The sequence below is a fragment of the Paraburkholderia sp. GAS41 genome (assembly GCF_050436545.1).
Taxonomy (GTDB): domain Bacteria; phylum Pseudomonadota; class Gammaproteobacteria; order Burkholderiales; family Burkholderiaceae; genus Paraburkholderia.
On record NZ_JBNDMK010000007.1, the window covers coordinates 25372 to 40764 of the forward strand.

Here is a 15393-nt window from a genome sequence, read left to right on the forward strand (position 1 = left end):
ATGGGTGGCTTTGTGGCCTTGCGCCTAGAATCCCGACCATCCTGCTGCTTCAATCAAGGCGTTAATCGAGCGGCTGACGATCGTCTTACATCGCGAAGCCGAACCGGTCCTATGGAAACAGGGGCATGGCGATGCGCTGCCGTTGGCTGGACCTTCTGATTTCGCCGATCCCGCTGATGCTGGCCGTGTTGTCGTGGGCGTCGAACGGATGGTCGCAAACCGCTCCGGGTGTCGATTCCGCCGCAGCATCCGCGGCCACCGCGTCGGCTGCTGGAACGGCCGATCAACAGACGCTGCGCGACCACGAACAGGACGTGCACCGTCAATTGGGCGACACCACAGACGGCGATGCGCGTTTTGCGTTGCTCGATGGACTGGCATCCGATTACTTCCGCGCCGGAATGGTGATCGATTCGATGCGGGTGCGCGAACAGATCGTCGATGACTCGCGCATTTCGCCAGGGCGGCGCTCGCTCACGGCTTCGGGTCTGGCCGTAGCGTACGCCCTCGCTGGCGACGTGGCGCGTAGCGAGCGCCTGCTTGACCGCGCGCAGTCGCTTGCACGCGACACGACGCCGGCAGAGCTCGAGACATTGCCGCACGAGCCGTCCTATGCGTACTTCGGCGCAGAAGCCGAAATCGCCCGCCGCTATCGGAACCGGCATGACCTCGCGTTGCAGAAGCGCCGGGAAAGTCAGGAGCTTGCCTGGCACAATCTCAACGACCCGGCGCTCAGCGTCCGACGGCATCGGGCCGCGCTGAACGAGTTGCTCGACAATTCCACCGAACTGATCCGCCTGATGGTCCAGAACAATCGCCGCACGGAGGCGTTGAGCTACGCCAACGAACTGCGCTGGGACATCGATAATCGGCCCGACATGAAGGCGAGTCCCACGCAGCGCGCCGAGGTCGAGCATGGTCAGGCGATAGCGCTTGCCTCGAACGACGACTACGACGGCGCGATGTCGGCCATCGATGCTGCGATTACGGGCTTGCGAAATGCTAACGTGGCGCCGTACTCCGGGACCTATGCGGATGCATTGCGCCTGCGTCTGATGTTTGCGCTCGCGCTAGGACGCATCGGCGATTACCAGGCGGACGCGAATGCCTGGGAGTCCGCGGCAAGCGTCAATCCCGCGGTGGCTCATACCGTGACCGCCGACGAACGCGAGTCCCTGATACTCGCCGCGCACGGAAACTGGCAGGAGGCCGAAACGCGGATCGCGGCGGCAATGGCGGGAAATCTGCGCAGACAGGGGCCCGAAAGTCCGTTTTACAAGTACGAATCTGCGATGCACATGCTGTACCGGCTGGAAGATCCTGCTGCCCAGGTGAGCGAGCAGGAGGTCGCCAGCTACGTCAAACCGCTCGTCGGCACGCAGGACGACTGGAACGATTCGGGTACCCGAGGAGCCTACGACGAGGACGGCGCGCTGGCTCTTTCGATGAGCCACGCGATGAACGAAGGCGAGCAGGGGCAAGTCCTCGCGTTTCAGATCGCCGAGTTGTTCCATATGAACGCCACCCAGGGCGCGATGGCCGATGGCGCCGCGCGCCTCGCGGCGTCGACGCCGGGGCTGCGCGCGCTGATCGAGCAGGAGCAGTCGCTGCGCTACGCGCAGAATACAGCGCGCGTCGCGCTCTCAAGAGCGACGAACCGGGTCGAGCAGGAACAAAAGGCAGGGGACAGCCAGGGCCAGCAAAATCACGCCGCTGCCAATGTCGAGCATGAAGAGGAAGCCCTCAAGGCCGCCACCGGCAAACTTTCCAGTCTGCGCGAGCAGATCGCCTCGCAATTTCCGCTCTATCGCCAACTTGTGTCGCCGGAGATCCCGACACCGGATGCCCTCGGCAAGGCGCTGCACGAAGGCGAAGTCTATGTGGATTTTTACGCGGGCCACGACGCGAGCTATGCGTTCGTGGTGCGGCCGGGTGGGGCGTTTCGCGCGGTCCGCCTGACGGCGACACGTGCCGCGCTCACGAAGCAGGTGGTGGCCTTGCGAGCGGGCTTCGATGCAGGGGGGCCGCCCCAGCGTCCGGGCGACCCGGCCGGGTTCAATCTCGGCGCCGCGGCAAGTTTGTATCAGGCGCTGATCGCGCCGGTGCAGGACGACCTTCGCGGCGCGACGACGGTGTACATCGGGACGAGCGGGATCCTTGCGAGCATTCCCTTCGATGTGCTGACTACGCGTCCCGCGTCGAGCCTCGCGGACGCCAACTGGTGGCTCAGCACGGCGACGCCGGTGCGCATCCCTAACGCCTCTGCGCTCGTACTCGCTCGGAGTCATCCGGCGACACGTGCGAGTGAACCGCTGATCGCTTTCGCGGACCCGAGCTTCGACGGCCACGAATCGGGCGGCGGCGAGGTTCCGGTCGCTCACGTGGCTGCTCGCGCTTTTCCCGTCGACACCGGTGCGCCCGCGTTCGACTACCATCGCGTGACGCCGTTGCCTGAGACGACGGCCGAGGCACGCGCTATCGCCACAACGCTTGGCGCGTCTGATAAGAGCGTGCTTCGGGGGAGGGAGGCTTCGCGTAGTGAAGCCATGAAGACGGACATGTCGAATGCTCGCGTCGTGCTGTTTGCGACTCATGGCATCGTCGCGGGCGAAGTGCCGGGATGGCGCAAGGCGGGTCTTGCGCTGGCCTATGAGGGAAACGGGTTGCCCGATTCCATTCTTACCGCGGACGATATCGTGACGCTGCGGCTGAACGCCGACTGGGTCGTTCTGTCCGCCTGTAACACGGGACTCGTCACCGGCACGGCAGGGGACGCAATCTCTGAGTTGTCCCGAGCATTTTTCGCGGCGGGCGCGCGTTCGATGCTCGTCACCCAGTGGGCCGTCGAATCGCGATCGGCGACCGAGATCACAACCGGCGTATTCCGGCGCTATGCCGACGATCCGTCGCTGTCGAAGGCCGAGGCACTTGCGCGCACGGAGCGTGACATGGCCAGCGGCAAGGACGGCGAGCTTTATCGTCACCCGTATTTTTGGGGCGCCTATGTTCTCACCGGAGACGCGGCCCGCTGAGTAATGGGTTGTACGAACCCGCTTTACCTGACCCTGGCAATCCGCAAGCGGTTGCGATACTCTCCAGCCTGCGCGGCGGATCGCCCGTCGCTGCTAAGCAAATTCAGGAACTGACCTGGGGATTCGCTCCACGATGTCTGACCCAAGCGGTAGTCAATCGGTCACGATGCCTGACCGCACCGGTAGTCCATCTGCATTGCGTCAGGTTGCAGCCTCGAGGTTTTTTCTTGGCGCAACGATTGCAATGTTTCTGTCAGGTCTCGGCACGTCAGCGGCCGCACCCCAAATCGTGCTGTTCCTGGTGAGGGAACTCGGGGCTTCGCTGCCCCTGGCCGGGTTCTATTACCTGACCAGTCTCGCCGCTCCGGTTGCGGGGTATTGCGTTGGCCGCTACTCCGACTACACAGGCAATCGGCTTGGTCTTTTTCGCCTGTGTGCTGTGGCGGGCTTTCTGGGTTGGGCAGGGCTCGCCGTCTCCAGTTCGATCTGGATGCCGTTTATCATCGCGGTCGCTTTGCTGGCCGTTTCCGGCGCTACCGCCTCGCAGATTTTCGCGGCTGTCCACGATGAACTCAGTGCCAGACCCGACCACGCAAATGACCGTGTTGTTGCCATTATCCGTATGGCGCTTACCGGCGGATGGATCGTCGGGCCTGTCCTGGGCGCGTGGGTGGCGGCGACCTATGGCCTGCGCCCGATGCTCTGGATGACGGCGATCTGCATACTGCTGCAGATCGCACCGCTCGGAACGCTGAATCCAACCGTCAAGCGTGAACGGGAGTCGGCAAGTGAGCCTGCACGTCACCCGAGCCTACGGGCTAAGCTTCCGCTGCTGGCCTTCACCGGACTCTTCGTCCTGGTCTACGCAGGAGAGCCGATAAAGTACGGATTCCTGCTGATCTACATGGATGAACAGCTCAAGCTGAGTCCCGCCGTGCGGGGAGCGGTCATCGGGATACAGCCATTCATCGAGCTACTCATCATGCCGTTCAGCATCGGGCTGGGGCGCAAGCTCGGCAACGTGTGGTTGATGTGTATCGCGGCCGCAATGGGCATCCCCGTGATTTCCGTGCAGATTACGACGGTAGCGCGATCCAGGCGCGACAATGGCTAGCGGCCTGCCCTTAATATTTTAGTTATATAAATCAAACAGTTGCTGTTTGGGTTTCGTGCTCAGCCGGGTCCCAGCGCATTCGGACAATTGTCTGTTGATTTCCGATTTTTCCCAGGCTAGGCTGGTCTGTCCCTTTTTCGCTTCCGGAGCGGACGACGATGGAACACTGGCGACTGGCTTATCTGGGCAAGCGGCGGATGCCGCGCGATCTCAGCGAGTTTGAACTCGCCACGTTCTTCACGTTCTCGTCCAAAGCGCGGGCAATGATCAACGCGCGCCGCGGCCCCCTGTACCGGCTGGCGCTTGCATTGCATATCGGCTTCGTGCGCATGACCGGCGCGACACTCGATGCGTACCAGTATGTGCCGCAGATCCTGTGGAGCCATCTGGGCAAGCACCTCGGTATGGAGCCGCCAGACCTCGGTACGCTGCGCACCCTGTACGAAACGCGCGAACGCACGCTCTTCGACCATCAGGTGATCGCCTATCAGGCGCTTGGTTTCGTGCCGATGGCCGAACATCAGCGCCGCTATGTCGTGCGCTGGCTCAAGGAGCGGCTCGGTGGGCGCCCGAATCGCGCCGACCTCATGCAGGAGCTCAAGCGCTGGCTCTATGAACATTGCATCCTGATCCAGCAGGACCGCGCGCTCACGCCCCTGCTTGTGCAGGCCGCACGAGACGTCGAAACGACGCTAACCGGGAGCCTCGTTCACGCATTCAGCGAAGCGACGCTTGATCGCTGGGGAAGCCTCCTGCCGCAGCCGCACGGATCGGCTGCGAGCCTGCAGCAATGGCTGTGGTCAGTGCCGCTGCGCAACTCGACGCATCAGATGAGCGAACTGTTCCGCAAGATTGAACGACTCGTCGAACTTGGCGTACACGGCAACTGGCCAGCGGCGTGCAATGAAGCAAGCGTGCGGCACTTCGCGCGGCGCTGTGCCCATCGCAAACCATCGGTCAGCAAGCGAATCCAGTCGTCTCGCCGGCTTGAGGCCGCCTGTTTCATGCGGTACGCACTCTGTACCGCGACAGACCAGTTGCTTTCGATGCTCGGCCGCTGGATTCGCAAAGCCCTCAACGAAGCCAACAGCAGGGTTGTGGCCGCACGGCCCGACCACAAGGCGCAGATACACGACTTCGCCACCGCCGTCAGGGCGATAGCCACCAACGAAAGTCTGACGCACGACGAGCTGGTCGAGCAACTCTGTGCGCTCGCTGATGCGGCGCTCAAACAGGAGACGCCCAGCCACGCGAGCCTGGTTCGCTCGCAACTGCTATCGAAACGACGCGTGGCTCGCGCGATGCTCGCCCGACTGCTGACGCTGCCATTCGAAGCGCAGACCGCGCATCCGGTTATCGAGGCGCTCACGCTGCTGCGTGGCCTCTATGCGAGCAGATCCGTCGAGCTGCCGACGAACACGGCCATCCAGCTCGGCCGGGCCTGGCAGCGAAAGATCGAGAACAAAGATAGAACCCAGGCGCTGCTCGCTTTCGAATGGGCAACCCTTTTCGCACTCCGCGTCGCCTTGCGCAACGGCTCGGTCTATGTCGAGCACAGCTTCGATTTCCGCAGTCAGGCCACGCTGCTGATTCCGGACGACGAGTGGCAGGCCAGACGCAATCATTACTACGGCCACCTGAAACTGCCGCAAGACCCGAAGGAATTTCTCAAGTCCGTCATCGAGCATCTCAATGCCGGTCTGGAGCGTCTTCGCGAAGCAGTGGCGCGCGCCGAGGTACGCGTTGATGATGCAGTCCATATTGGCCCGCTCAACGCCCAGCCACACGACGCGGCGCTCGAGTCGCTGCGCCGCGCGATTTTTGCCCCGCGCCCGGATGGGCAGTTGCCGAGGATCATTCTCGAAGTCGACAGCACCGTGCGCTTCAGCTGGATACTGCTGGGTCGGGAGCCGCGTCCCCGCACCGAACTGCTGATGGTCTATGCCGCGGTTCTCGCGCACGGCACGTCGATGTCCGCCGCCGATATCGCCCGCATGGTGCCCGAACTGTCGGCGACCGCGATCCGCCAGATGATGAGTCGCATCGCGGACGAGCGGATGCTGCGTCAGGCCGCTGATGCTGTGCTCGAATTCATGCACCGGCATCCGATCGCCCAGCACTGGGGTCGGGCGGATTTTGCGTCGTCGGACATGATGTCGCTGGAAACGACGAAAACAGTCTGGCAGGCACGCGCCGATTCGCGACGGCGCACCGCGTCGATTGGCATGTATACGCATGTGCGCGATCGCTGGGGTATCTTCTACGACCAGCCGATCGTACTCAACGAGCGGCAGGCGGGCGTCGCAATCGAAGGTGTGATCCGGCAAAGCAGTACCGACGACGTGGCGATGCTTGCCGTGGATACGCATGGGTATACCGATTTCGCGATGAGCCACTCGCGGCTGCTGGGCTTCGACCTCTGCCCGCGGCTCGCTCATCTGCGGGACCGCCGACTGTATCTCCCGGTCGACTTCCTGGTACCGGCGGATCTGGCTGCGATTACCGATTGCGACGTCCGTCTCGACGCCATCGATACAATCTATGATGGTCTGGTACGGGTGGCCGCCTCGGTGCAAAGCGGCCGTTGCACGGCTGTGCAAGCGCTTGCGCGCTTTGGCTCCGCTGCACGGGGTCAACCGCTCTACGATGGCGGCGTCCATCTCGGACGGCTTTTTCGGACGATCTTTCTGATCGACTACTTCACCGTCCCGACATTTCGCAGCGAACTGCAGCACGCGCTCAATCGCGGCGAGGCGGTCCACAACGTGCAGCGTGCCATTCACCAGGGCAAGATTCCCGTCGAACTCACGCGTCACCGCCACTCGATGATGGCTGTTTCCTCGGCGCTGACGTTGCTGACCAATGCCGTCATGGCGTGATACGCGACATATGCAAAGCGCACTCGACACGATCGAGAAGCTCGGCAACCAGTCCGTGTTGCCCGAACACCTGCGCAGCATTGCCCCGACGTCGCTGGAAGGTATCAATCTGCGTGGCACATTCGACTTCCCGATCGCCGACTATGTGCATCGGCTCATGCCGAGTCTTGTGGCGCGAGTGGCTACACCTTCACAGCGCACGGGTTGAGGTTTCGTAGATGGGTCAGCCGGGCGACGGTGATGACCTGTTCATTTATACGCGTATTTATGCGATATAAATATAAATAAACTTTCACGAACTTTCTCTTGTTGACACATCATATTCATATGAATATATTATGCAAAGATTAAAAAGGTGATGCCGCACGTTCCCATGAAGATCGTGCGAGCTGCCATTTATCAGCTCGCCTCTGCACGAGATATACGAGCCAGCAGCTTTCGATCTCAATCTATCGCAATAAGAATGTTGATAACCGGGTCGAAATCTGGCGACCGGAATAATCACGCCTGCGCGAAACGCAGGCAATTGAAGGCCGCAATTGATCTATGAGAGACGCGCTTCAAAATTCGCAGCGAATCAATCCTGACAGACTTGAAAAGGCAATCGCTTTGAGACTGTGGGGTGTCAATCTCACGTGCATATCGGCGTCGACGTTCGCTTACGTTTTTCTTTCGTACTGGATCTATCGAGTAACAGGAAATATCGTATTTTCCGAATTGGTTTTATTAAGCCCGATGATTATGCCGGTGCTGTTTGTCTTTCAGATTAACCGGTTGGCGCGCGATTACCAGTCGCGTAGTTTGATGTTGTGGGCCAGCCTCATTTGCATGGTGGTCTACGCAATCACGTTTGCGTTACTCGACGGCCGGCCGTGGCTCGCGCTGCTCGGCGCGGCGGCGATCGGCCTACTGGATTCGATTCAGCGCGTGACCCGTGTCGTTGCTGTGCGCGCCTATTTCGGCGTGGAACAGGTTAAATCGACCATTCCACTTACGCTGACCGCTCAGTTTGTCGCGGGCGGGCTCGCGGGTGTTTTCATGTCCTCGCTACAGGATCGCCTCACCCCGGGTACAGCGTGCATGACGACCTGTTCGTTGGCGATGGTTTCCGCACTATGCGCCTATGGAATTCGAACAGCGAAGTCCGCCGAAGCGGTTGACCTGACCGTCAAGTCAGATGTCAGCGGGTCCGCGTGGTCAGGGTTTGTGGCGGCGCTTCGTGAATCGCCGGAATTAACCCGGCGCTTTATCGCGTTCCTCATTCTGATTGGTGTCTTCCAAGGATTTTTCAACGTTTCCCGAGTCGCATTGCCCGCGCAGGTTCTGGGCCTTTCTTCTGGATACGTCGGGCTTCTTCAAATCGTCAACAGCTCGGCGGCTCTGGTTGGCGCACTGACTTTTTATACGCTCGGCCGACGAAAGAAAGTCGTCGACGCCACACTTGCCAGCACGATAAGCGCACTGGCCATGATTGCATGCAGCACCGTTCATCAGGTCGTTATTTCGTACAGCGCGTACTTTCTATTTATCTTCTTTTTCGAACTGGCTTTCTTCAAATTTCAATCGGATATCGTCTCGGCATGTGCGCGCGAGCACATCGCGGTCGTGGTGACAATGCAGTATGCGGGCGTCTCCATGGCGATGATGCTGGCTATTTTTCTTGGCGGCATATCAGTGTCCCGGCTGGGGCTGCCTGCTACTGCGTTGCTGTTTTGCGCCGTATTCTTTCTCTCCACACTGGCGATGCATTTTATGTTCAGGCATAGCGATGCGCGGCTCTTCTCCAGATTCAGGCAGGCAGAAAAATGAGCGTGGTGAAGCGACTTTTCCCGGCGTTCGAACTCTTCGATATCGCTAACGTGATCACGGTGGGCAATGCCGGAATGAGCGTCGTGACCGTCGCTTCGGCATTGAGCGGCCACCTCGCGATTAGCGCCACCGCATTGCTATTCGCGGCGCTGCTCGATTATCTGGACGGACACGTTGCAAGAACATATCTCGCGCCCGGCACGCCGGCAAGAGCGCTCGGCATGCAGCTCGACACGCTGGCGGACCTCAGCAATTTTGCGCTTGCGCCCGCCACGGTTGTGCTTTTTCTGACGCAGAGGAGCGCACTGGGAATTCTGGTTGCCGGGGGATTTCTATTATCCGGCGTGATTCGGCTCGCGTTTTTCAACGTGACTACCAGCGCCGTTAAGTCCGGGTACATCGGGCTGCCCACCACGTATGCCGGCTTTGCAATAGCCAATGTTTTGCTGCTAATGGCTACCGGCCATTGTCAGGTAAACGTTCTCTTGATCTTAGTCGCTGCACTGGCAATCGCCCAGATCACCAATGTCCACGTCAGAAAACCAGCCGCGACCACCGTCGTGCCGGTGATGGGCCTACTTTACGCAATCAATCTTTCTTTCGTGTTCTTTTTTAATTCTGGAGCCTCGTTTTGAAACACGTCGTTTTCGTTGATAGCACCGTAACCGGAATGCTCGCGTTTCAGGCCGCGAAGCGCCTGGGATGCTATGTCACATTCATCAAGCCGACTGGCACATCGTTTTTCGTTTATTCGATGAAAGACGACGAGAAGCTGAAGCCCCACTTGGCGTATGTGGATCAATGTTTCGAAGTCCCGTCGCTTGAGGGCGACGATCTTCACAATCTTCTGGTGACGGTACACGCGAAGCGGCCGATCGACGCGATCATTTCGACGTCGGAAGCGGCTATTGTGTCTGTCGCGCGAGAGGCCGAGCGGTTCGGCACGCCACCGCGATCGTCTGCTGCGCATCGGCCTTCAGGCGCACCACGTCGTCGAGTTGTACGGCGACCGCCGCCTGCCACAGCGCGCGCATCTGCTCGGCGATTTCCACAGGGATGCCGGGCATCGCGATGTCGGCGAGACCCGCGCGCACGACCTCGGTCTCAATCGCGTTCAGCGCCCGCGCAAGGGTCGCCGGATCGCCCGCACCGAGCCGCGCGCGCAGTTTGCGGACCGACACGACCTTGCGGAAGCGTTCGCCGGTGGGGGGGGCTCTGCATCGCCTGCGTCGGCGAGCATCGACAGCACGGTGGAACGGATCTGTTCGAGGTTAACGGCGGCCGGACGAGGGATGCGGGGCTCCTGGCGGGGAAGAGAGTCATTCGAGTCAAATTATTCCATACATGTATAACGTTAGAAAACCATTTTTCTAACCGTATTCATGGTGTTACCAAGGATAACTGTGATTTATCACTGGCAAACATGCACCGTATCGCCCGACAAAGCATTTGACAGTGGCATAAACCTCACCGCACCGTTTCTCAGGTAATGCAGAAAGACAAGACAGCAACTATTTGATTTTATTAAATATATTATTAGGGGTGGACCGCTAAGCTTTGTCGCGCCTAGATCGGGCCGCCGTCGTAATCTGCATTGAAATCACGGGAATGCCCAATGGGGGTATTGGCCAACCTTTGCTTTGCGCTGTGGCCGTCCGCAGCGGGAATGTTCGCCGGACAGATTCTCATGGGGGGTGTCTGGGGTGTATTCATGGTGCTGGGCATTCTCGTTGCCCAACGCCTGCTTGCCAATGCGGTAGCGACAGCGTCGGCCATCTTCATGAGCTCGACCGCGCTTGCCTCGGCGTTAGGGGGCATGGCGGGCGGTTTCGGGGTTGCGTGGTTACGGCTTCCGGATGTTTTCCTGCTGCCGGCGGTGTTTGCGGGTGGTGCGGTTGTTGGGTTGGCGTTGATGGCGCGGTTGGAGAGATTCAAGGTGGTGTGATCTCGGGCAGTTGATTCAGGCGCATCACCGATTGTCGGCGCTTTGCGTAAATTTGTTCCTGTGCCAGATGGCCGCCCACACCATGTACGGCGAACTCAACAAAGGCGCACATCGCCGCAAGCAGGGAACGGCTTCACGCAAAATGGGGAACAAAATTGCTTCAAAGTGCTTTGCGGAAACTTGCTCCCGGGAAGCATGTACCTACAAATGGGACGCTGCGCCAGAGCGTTAACGCTGGCTGAGCAGGTGGCGTGAGATCGACCCAAGGCATCGGTGCTAGGTGACCCTCATCCACGCGCGGCTCCGCGTTGCACACGACGGAGGCTGGGAACAAAATTCTGCAAAGAACGAGAGCCATTTTATGCAAACCAACGACGGCAGAAACACAGCGAACAAATCGGCATTGGTAAATTTGACATAATATAAATTATCAACAAAAAAGATTGTAGTAGCTTGATAGAAATGTCGTGTTCTAGCCATTTAGAAATGTCGTGTTTGGACCTCGGTATGCTTGCCGGTTCCCTGCGGGATTACGGAGCCGGCCATGCATCCAGCGACACTGGTGACATTGAACATGCGCGAACTCGACCGGCTGAAGGTGATCCAGGCGATCGTGGAGACGGGACTGAAGCCCGGTCGTGCGGCTGAACGACTGGGGCTCAGCGTACGCCAGGTCCAGCGGCTAGCCATCCGCATGCGGTAGATTCGACGCTAACACCCGTAAGGCGTTACCGATTCCTTTCCGGTTAATTCAGTAGTGGTAACGGCACGACACGATGTTGATTTGCGCACTGTCGACTTCGTAGACCAAACGATTCGTCTCGTCAATGCGACGTGACCAGAATCCCGTCAGGTTTTCCTTCAGTGGCTCCGGCTTGCCAATGCCCTCAAACGGTGTGCGTTGCATGTCCTTGATGAGCTGGTTGATGCGCCTGAGCGTTTTCTTGTCCTGCCCCTGCCAGTAGACATAGTCGTCCCATGCCTCGGCTGTCCACATAACGTTCAAAGCACCGCTCATTCGCTCGCTTCAACCAGTTTTCGGGACTTCAGCTTGCCGGCGCGCGCCTGCGCAATCGAGCGTTCGAGATGGGCAACGTTAGCTGGAGAACGCAACAGGTGGACGGTCTCCATAAGGCTGTCGTAATGCTCTTGAGACATGACGACAGCATTGGGCGCGTCACGCCGGGTGATGAGCGTAACGTCCACGTCATCAACCACTTGATCGATGACACTTTTCAGATTGGCGCGAGCATCGCTGAATGGAATGGTGCGCATATATTCCCCACACGGTTAACCTGTACTACAACCGGTACAAGTATAACGTATCTCACCCATCATGTTCGACTAGCGGCAAACTTGGCCCCATCCGCGAAAAATAAGTGTTCGACCACCCAACTTTCCCCGAAACACTGCACACTATTGCCCGTACTGCCCCGAACCCGGCCAGCTTGCCGGGCGAGAGACCGATCTCCCAAGCGCTTTCCTCCGATGAATTTCCCCTCACTACGTGACTGGATTTTTTCGCTCAAGACCTTCCTCGCCGGAATGATCGCGCTTTACATCGCGTTTTATTTCGACCTTCCGCGGCCTTACTGGGCGTTGGCATCGGTCTATATCGTGTCGAACCCGTTTGTCGGCGCCACGCGGTCGAAGGCGCTCTATCGCGTGATCGGCACGGTGCTTGGCGCCCTCGCCTCCGTCGCTCTCGTGCCGCCGTTCGCCGAAACACCTTATCTGTTGAGTGCACTGATAGCGCTATGGACCGGCGTGTTCGTCTACATTTCAATCTCCACACGAGCTGCACGCAACTACGTATTTCTGCTCGCCAGCTATTCGCTATCCGTGATTGCACTGCCGGCCTTGTCGAACCCGTTGAGCATTTTCGATGTGGCCGTGGCGCGAACTGAAGAAATCACGCTGGGCATCGTCTGCGCGAGCATCGTCGGCAGCGTCGTTTTTCCGAGCCGGCTTGCGCCGACGCTCATCGAGCGAACCGACTCGTGGTTTCGCGACGCCGCACTTTTCGCGCAAGAGTCGCTGGCCGGGCGGGTCGCGGGAGCCCTCGTTTCGGGCAGCCGGCAAAAGATGGCAACGAGTGTCCGCGGCTTCGAATTCCTGTTGAGCCAACTGGCCTACGATCACGTCAGCGCGGCGATTCTTGCTCGCAGCGAGGAGTTGCAAGGCCGGATGCAACTGATTCTGCCCATCACCGCAGCGCTTGCCGACGTGCTCGAGGCCGCGCAGAAATCGCGTGCCGATCTTCCCGCGGGCTTCAGCGACGTGCTGCGCGATATCGGACGCTGGATAGACGCGCCGCTCAGCGAGGATCCCGAGCATGCCGCGCCGCTATTGCGCAAACGTCTTGCAGAACTGGATCCGGCCCGCAGCGAACTGACGACGTGGCAGGCGGCATTGGTCTCCAGCGCGCTCTGGCGCTTACGGCAGGTGATCGATCTGTGGGCTGATTGCCGCACGCTGCGCCTCAACATCGTGCACGGAACAGGCTACTGGCGGCCGCGCTTTCGACATTGGCGGCTCGGCGCGCAGCACGCTTTTCTCGACCAGGGGCTCGCCCTCTTCTCGGCTGCCTCGACAGGGCTGGTCATCTTCGTGTCGTCGTGTATCTGGATCGCTTCGGGATGGCAGGACGGCGGCGCGGCGGTGTCGTTGGGTGCCATCGGCGTCTGCTTTTTCGCGGCGCAAGATGAGCCCGTGCCCATGATGATCACTTTCCTGAAGTGCGCGGTAATCGGCGTCCTTATTTCGGGCTTCTATCTGTTTGTCGTATTGCCGAGTGGCCAGGACTTTCCTTTGCTGGTCATTTTTTTCGCATTCCTGTTCATTCCGCTGGGACTGTTGATGCCGCGTCCCAAATGGGCGTTGATCTCGACGCTCGTAGCGTTGCTGGCCGCCACCTTTCTCGGCATCGACAATGTCTATGATGCCAACGTTCTGAACTTCCTGAATGGCAACATCGCCGGGCTGGCCGGTGTGCTCTTCGCCTCGGTGCTGACAGGCGTCATGCGCCCTTTCGGTATGGATGCCGCGGCGGCACGACTGACCCGCTCCAGCTGGAGGGATGTGGTTTTGAGCGGGACTGCTTTGAACATCGACCAGCAGCGCAATCTGAACGCACGCATGCTCGACAGACTCATGCAACTGATTCCACGCGTGGCGCCGAGCGACGATTACAAACATCCGTCCACGGAAAGCCTGCGCGACATGCGTATTGCGCTCAATATCCTCGATCTGCGCCGACTCTCGGACAAATCTTCCGGCGCGTTGCTGGCCTTGTTGAATCAGGTGCTAGTCGAAGTGCAGTCGCACTACGAACGATGCCTCGAATCGGGCGAGCGCCTGCGCGTACCGCCGACGCTTGCTTCCGGCATTGACACCGCCATCGCGCGGATCATGAGCGAATTTATGGCCGACGATAGTGCGCCGGGTTACAGGCGGCACAAAGTCGCGTTGCACGCACTCATCGGATTGCGGCTGTCGCTGTTCCCCGGTGCCGCGCCTCCCGACGCGTCGTAACTGTCAGCGGAAATCGCCCGGCACCCGGGCGCTCCTGTGTTCCGTGCCGATGTCCATGATGGCACGGAGCAAGAGTGGCGAAGTCAATCCCGCGCCATGGCCCGCTCTGTCGACATGTGCGTGGGCATCATGTTCTGATTGGCGTTATGAATCACCCACAACGACAACCCGACAATCACAGCAATCAGAAACGCCGTACACACGAAGATGCCGGTATTGGCCCGCTGATCCCGCGCCGTGCCGATGTGCAGAAAATAGACCAGTTGCACGACCAGTTGCGTCACGCACAACACCACGATCGTAGCGAGGCCAAAGCCGCGCGGCACCACATGCGTCATGACCGCGCCGAACGAAGCCAGCGTCAGCAGCAACGACAGCACAATACCGATCACATAACTCTTGAGACTGCCATGTGACGCCGCATGAATCGTGTCGTGCGCCGGATGATGAGAAGTCCTGTTCATACAAACTCGCGCAGATAGACAAAGGTAAATACGCAGATCCAGATCAGATCCAGGAAGTGCCAGAAGAGACTCAGACAAGCAAGCCGGCGACGCGTCACGCCCGTCAGGCCAAACTTGTGGACCTGATGCATCATCACCGCGATCCATAGCAGACCGCACGTGACGTGCACACCATGGGTGCCTACCAGAAAGAAATACGACGAGAGAAACGCGCTGACGTGCGGCCCCGCCCCATCGCCTATCAGTTTGGCGAACTCGACCACTTCCATGCCGATAAACCCTGCGCCAAACAGGAAAGTGACGGCAAGCCAGCCGATCACCTGCGACTGACGGCGCACCTGCATGGCGAGCATCGCCATGCCGAAGGTGAAACTGCTGATCAGCAACAGCAAGGTTTCGCCGAGCACGTACGGCAGTTCGAACAGCCCATGGCCGGTCGGACCGCCTGCCGTGGCATTGAATAGCACACCGAAGGTGGCGAAGAGCGTGGCAAAGATCAGGCAATCGCTCATCAGGTAGATCCAGAATCCCATGGTGGTTCTGGACCCGTCGTCATGTGACACGGGGTGCCCACCGCTGTGCCCGTGGGCGTGATGCGTTGCAGTGTTACTCATGG

10 protein-coding genes and 4 pseudogenes are annotated in these 15393 nt (G+C 59.6%); 9 read left to right on the forward strand and 5 right to left on the reverse strand.

Translation table 11 applies throughout. The features are described from left to right. Positions 1 to 125: 125 nt before the first annotated feature. From P3T43_RS12310 to P3T43_RS12335, 6 genes and pseudogenes are all read left to right on the forward strand, one after another. Positions 126 to 3032, forward strand: coding sequence for a CHAT domain-containing protein (locus tag P3T43_RS12310; protein WP_429281324.1), 2907 nt, complete (start codon positions 126 to 128; stop codon positions 3030 to 3032). Between the two features lie 244 nt (positions 3033 to 3276). After that, complete coding sequence (locus P3T43_RS12315) at positions 3277 to 4146, forward strand: MFS transporter (protein ID WP_429281325.1); 870 nt, start codon at positions 3277 to 3279, stop codon at positions 4144 to 4146. Positions 4147 to 4304: 158 nt separating this feature from the next. Continuing rightward, positions 4305 to 7233: pseudogene (locus P3T43_RS12320) on the forward strand (Tn3 family transposase). 338 nt (positions 7234 to 7571) lie between these two features. Continuing rightward, on the forward strand, positions 7572 to 8834 hold the full coding sequence (locus P3T43_RS12325; protein ID WP_429281326.1) for a hypothetical protein: 1263 nt from the start codon (positions 7572 to 7574) through the stop codon (positions 8832 to 8834). After that, on the forward strand, positions 8831 to 9469 hold the full coding sequence (locus tag P3T43_RS12330) for a CDP-alcohol phosphatidyltransferase family protein (RefSeq protein ID WP_429281327.1): 639 nt from the start codon (positions 8831 to 8833) through the stop codon (positions 9467 to 9469). Before P3T43_RS12325 ends, P3T43_RS12330 begins: the two co-directional genes overlap by 4 nt. A gap of 35 nt (positions 9470 to 9504) precedes the next feature. Then, positions 9505 to 9723 (forward strand): annotated as a pseudogene (locus tag P3T43_RS12335) (hypothetical protein); the annotation flags it as partial. Positions 9724 to 9769: 46 nt separating this feature from the next. On the opposite strand, the pseudogene P3T43_RS12340 reads toward P3T43_RS12335, so the two are convergent. Beyond that, positions 9770 to 10128 (reverse strand): annotated as a pseudogene (locus tag P3T43_RS12340) (DNA-binding protein); the annotation flags it as partial. A gap of 321 nt (positions 10129 to 10449) precedes the next feature. Here P3T43_RS12340 and P3T43_RS12345 point away from each other — a divergent pair. Both P3T43_RS12345 and P3T43_RS12350 read left to right on the forward strand, forming a co-directional pair. After that, a complete protein-coding gene (locus tag P3T43_RS12345; RefSeq protein ID WP_429281328.1) occupies positions 10450 to 10779 on the forward strand; it encodes a hypothetical protein in 330 nt (109 codons plus the stop codon). A 544-nt stretch (positions 10780 to 11323) separates the two neighbouring features. Then, positions 11324 to 11479 (forward strand): annotated as a pseudogene (locus P3T43_RS12350) (helix-turn-helix domain-containing protein); the annotation flags it as partial. A gap of 51 nt (positions 11480 to 11530) precedes the next feature. Here the strand turns inward: P3T43_RS12350 and P3T43_RS12355 are convergent. Continuing rightward, positions 11531 to 11776 (reverse strand): Txe/YoeB family addiction module toxin, encoded by a 246-nt coding sequence (locus P3T43_RS12355; protein WP_429281505.1) that lies wholly within the window; start codon positions 11774 to 11776, stop codon positions 11531 to 11533. Between the two features lie 17 nt (positions 11777 to 11793). Next, the gene (locus tag P3T43_RS12360) at positions 11794 to 12054 is read right to left on the reverse strand and encodes a type II toxin-antitoxin system Phd/YefM family antitoxin (protein WP_429281329.1); all 261 of its coding nucleotides are present in this window, start codon (positions 12052 to 12054) and stop codon (positions 11794 to 11796) included. Between the two features lie 213 nt (positions 12055 to 12267). Here P3T43_RS12360 and P3T43_RS12365 point away from each other — a divergent pair, with 213 nt between their 5' ends. Next, positions 12268 to 14313, forward strand: coding sequence for an FUSC family protein (locus tag P3T43_RS12365; RefSeq protein ID WP_429281330.1), 2046 nt, complete (start codon positions 12268 to 12270; stop codon positions 14311 to 14313). A gap of 83 nt (positions 14314 to 14396) precedes the next feature. On the opposite strand, the gene cyoD is transcribed toward P3T43_RS12365, so the two are convergent. Continuing rightward, positions 14397 to 14777 (reverse strand): cytochrome o ubiquinol oxidase subunit IV, encoded by a 381-nt coding sequence (gene cyoD / locus P3T43_RS12370; RefSeq protein ID WP_429281331.1) that lies wholly within the window; start codon positions 14775 to 14777, stop codon positions 14397 to 14399. Then, on the reverse strand, positions 14774 to 15391 hold the full coding sequence (gene cyoC, locus P3T43_RS12375) for a cytochrome o ubiquinol oxidase subunit III (RefSeq protein WP_429281332.1): 618 nt from the start codon (positions 15389 to 15391) through the stop codon (positions 14774 to 14776). The genes cyoD and cyoC overlap by 4 nt, the downstream gene beginning before the upstream one ends. Between the last annotated feature and the right edge of the window lie 2 nt (positions 15392 to 15393).

Excerpts from the sequence above, each read along its gene's own strand:
- P3T43_RS12315 (WP_429281325.1), top strand. The coding sequence starts at position 3,277 with ATGTTTCTGTCAGGTCTCGGCACGTCAGCGGCCGCACCCCAAATCGTG.
- cyoD (WP_429281331.1), bottom strand. The coding sequence starts at position 14,777 with ATGAACAGGACTTCTCATCATCCGGCGCACGACACGATTCATGCGGCG.
- P3T43_RS12355 (WP_429281505.1), bottom strand. The coding sequence starts at position 11,776 with ATGTGGACAGCCGAGGCATGGGACGACTATGTCTACTGGCAGGGGCAG.
- P3T43_RS12330 (WP_429281327.1), top strand. The coding sequence starts at position 8,831 with ATGAGCGTGGTGAAGCGACTTTTCCCGGCGTTCGAACTCTTCGATATC.
- P3T43_RS12360 (WP_429281329.1), bottom strand. The coding sequence starts at position 12,054 with ATGCGCACCATTCCATTCAGCGATGCTCGCGCCAATCTGAAAAGTGTC.
- P3T43_RS12310 (WP_429281324.1), top strand. The coding sequence starts at position 126 with ATGGCGATGCGCTGCCGTTGGCTGGACCTTCTGATTTCGCCGATCCCG.
- P3T43_RS12365 (WP_429281330.1), top strand. The coding sequence starts at position 12,268 with ATGAATTTCCCCTCACTACGTGACTGGATTTTTTCGCTCAAGACCTTC.
- P3T43_RS12345 (WP_429281328.1), top strand. The coding sequence starts at position 10,450 with ATGGGGGTATTGGCCAACCTTTGCTTTGCGCTGTGGCCGTCCGCAGCG.
- cyoC (WP_429281332.1), bottom strand. The coding sequence starts at position 15,391 with ATGAGTAACACTGCAACGCATCACGCCCACGGGCACAGCGGTGGGCAC.
- P3T43_RS12325 (WP_429281326.1), top strand. The coding sequence starts at position 7,572 with ATGAGAGACGCGCTTCAAAATTCGCAGCGAATCAATCCTGACAGACTT.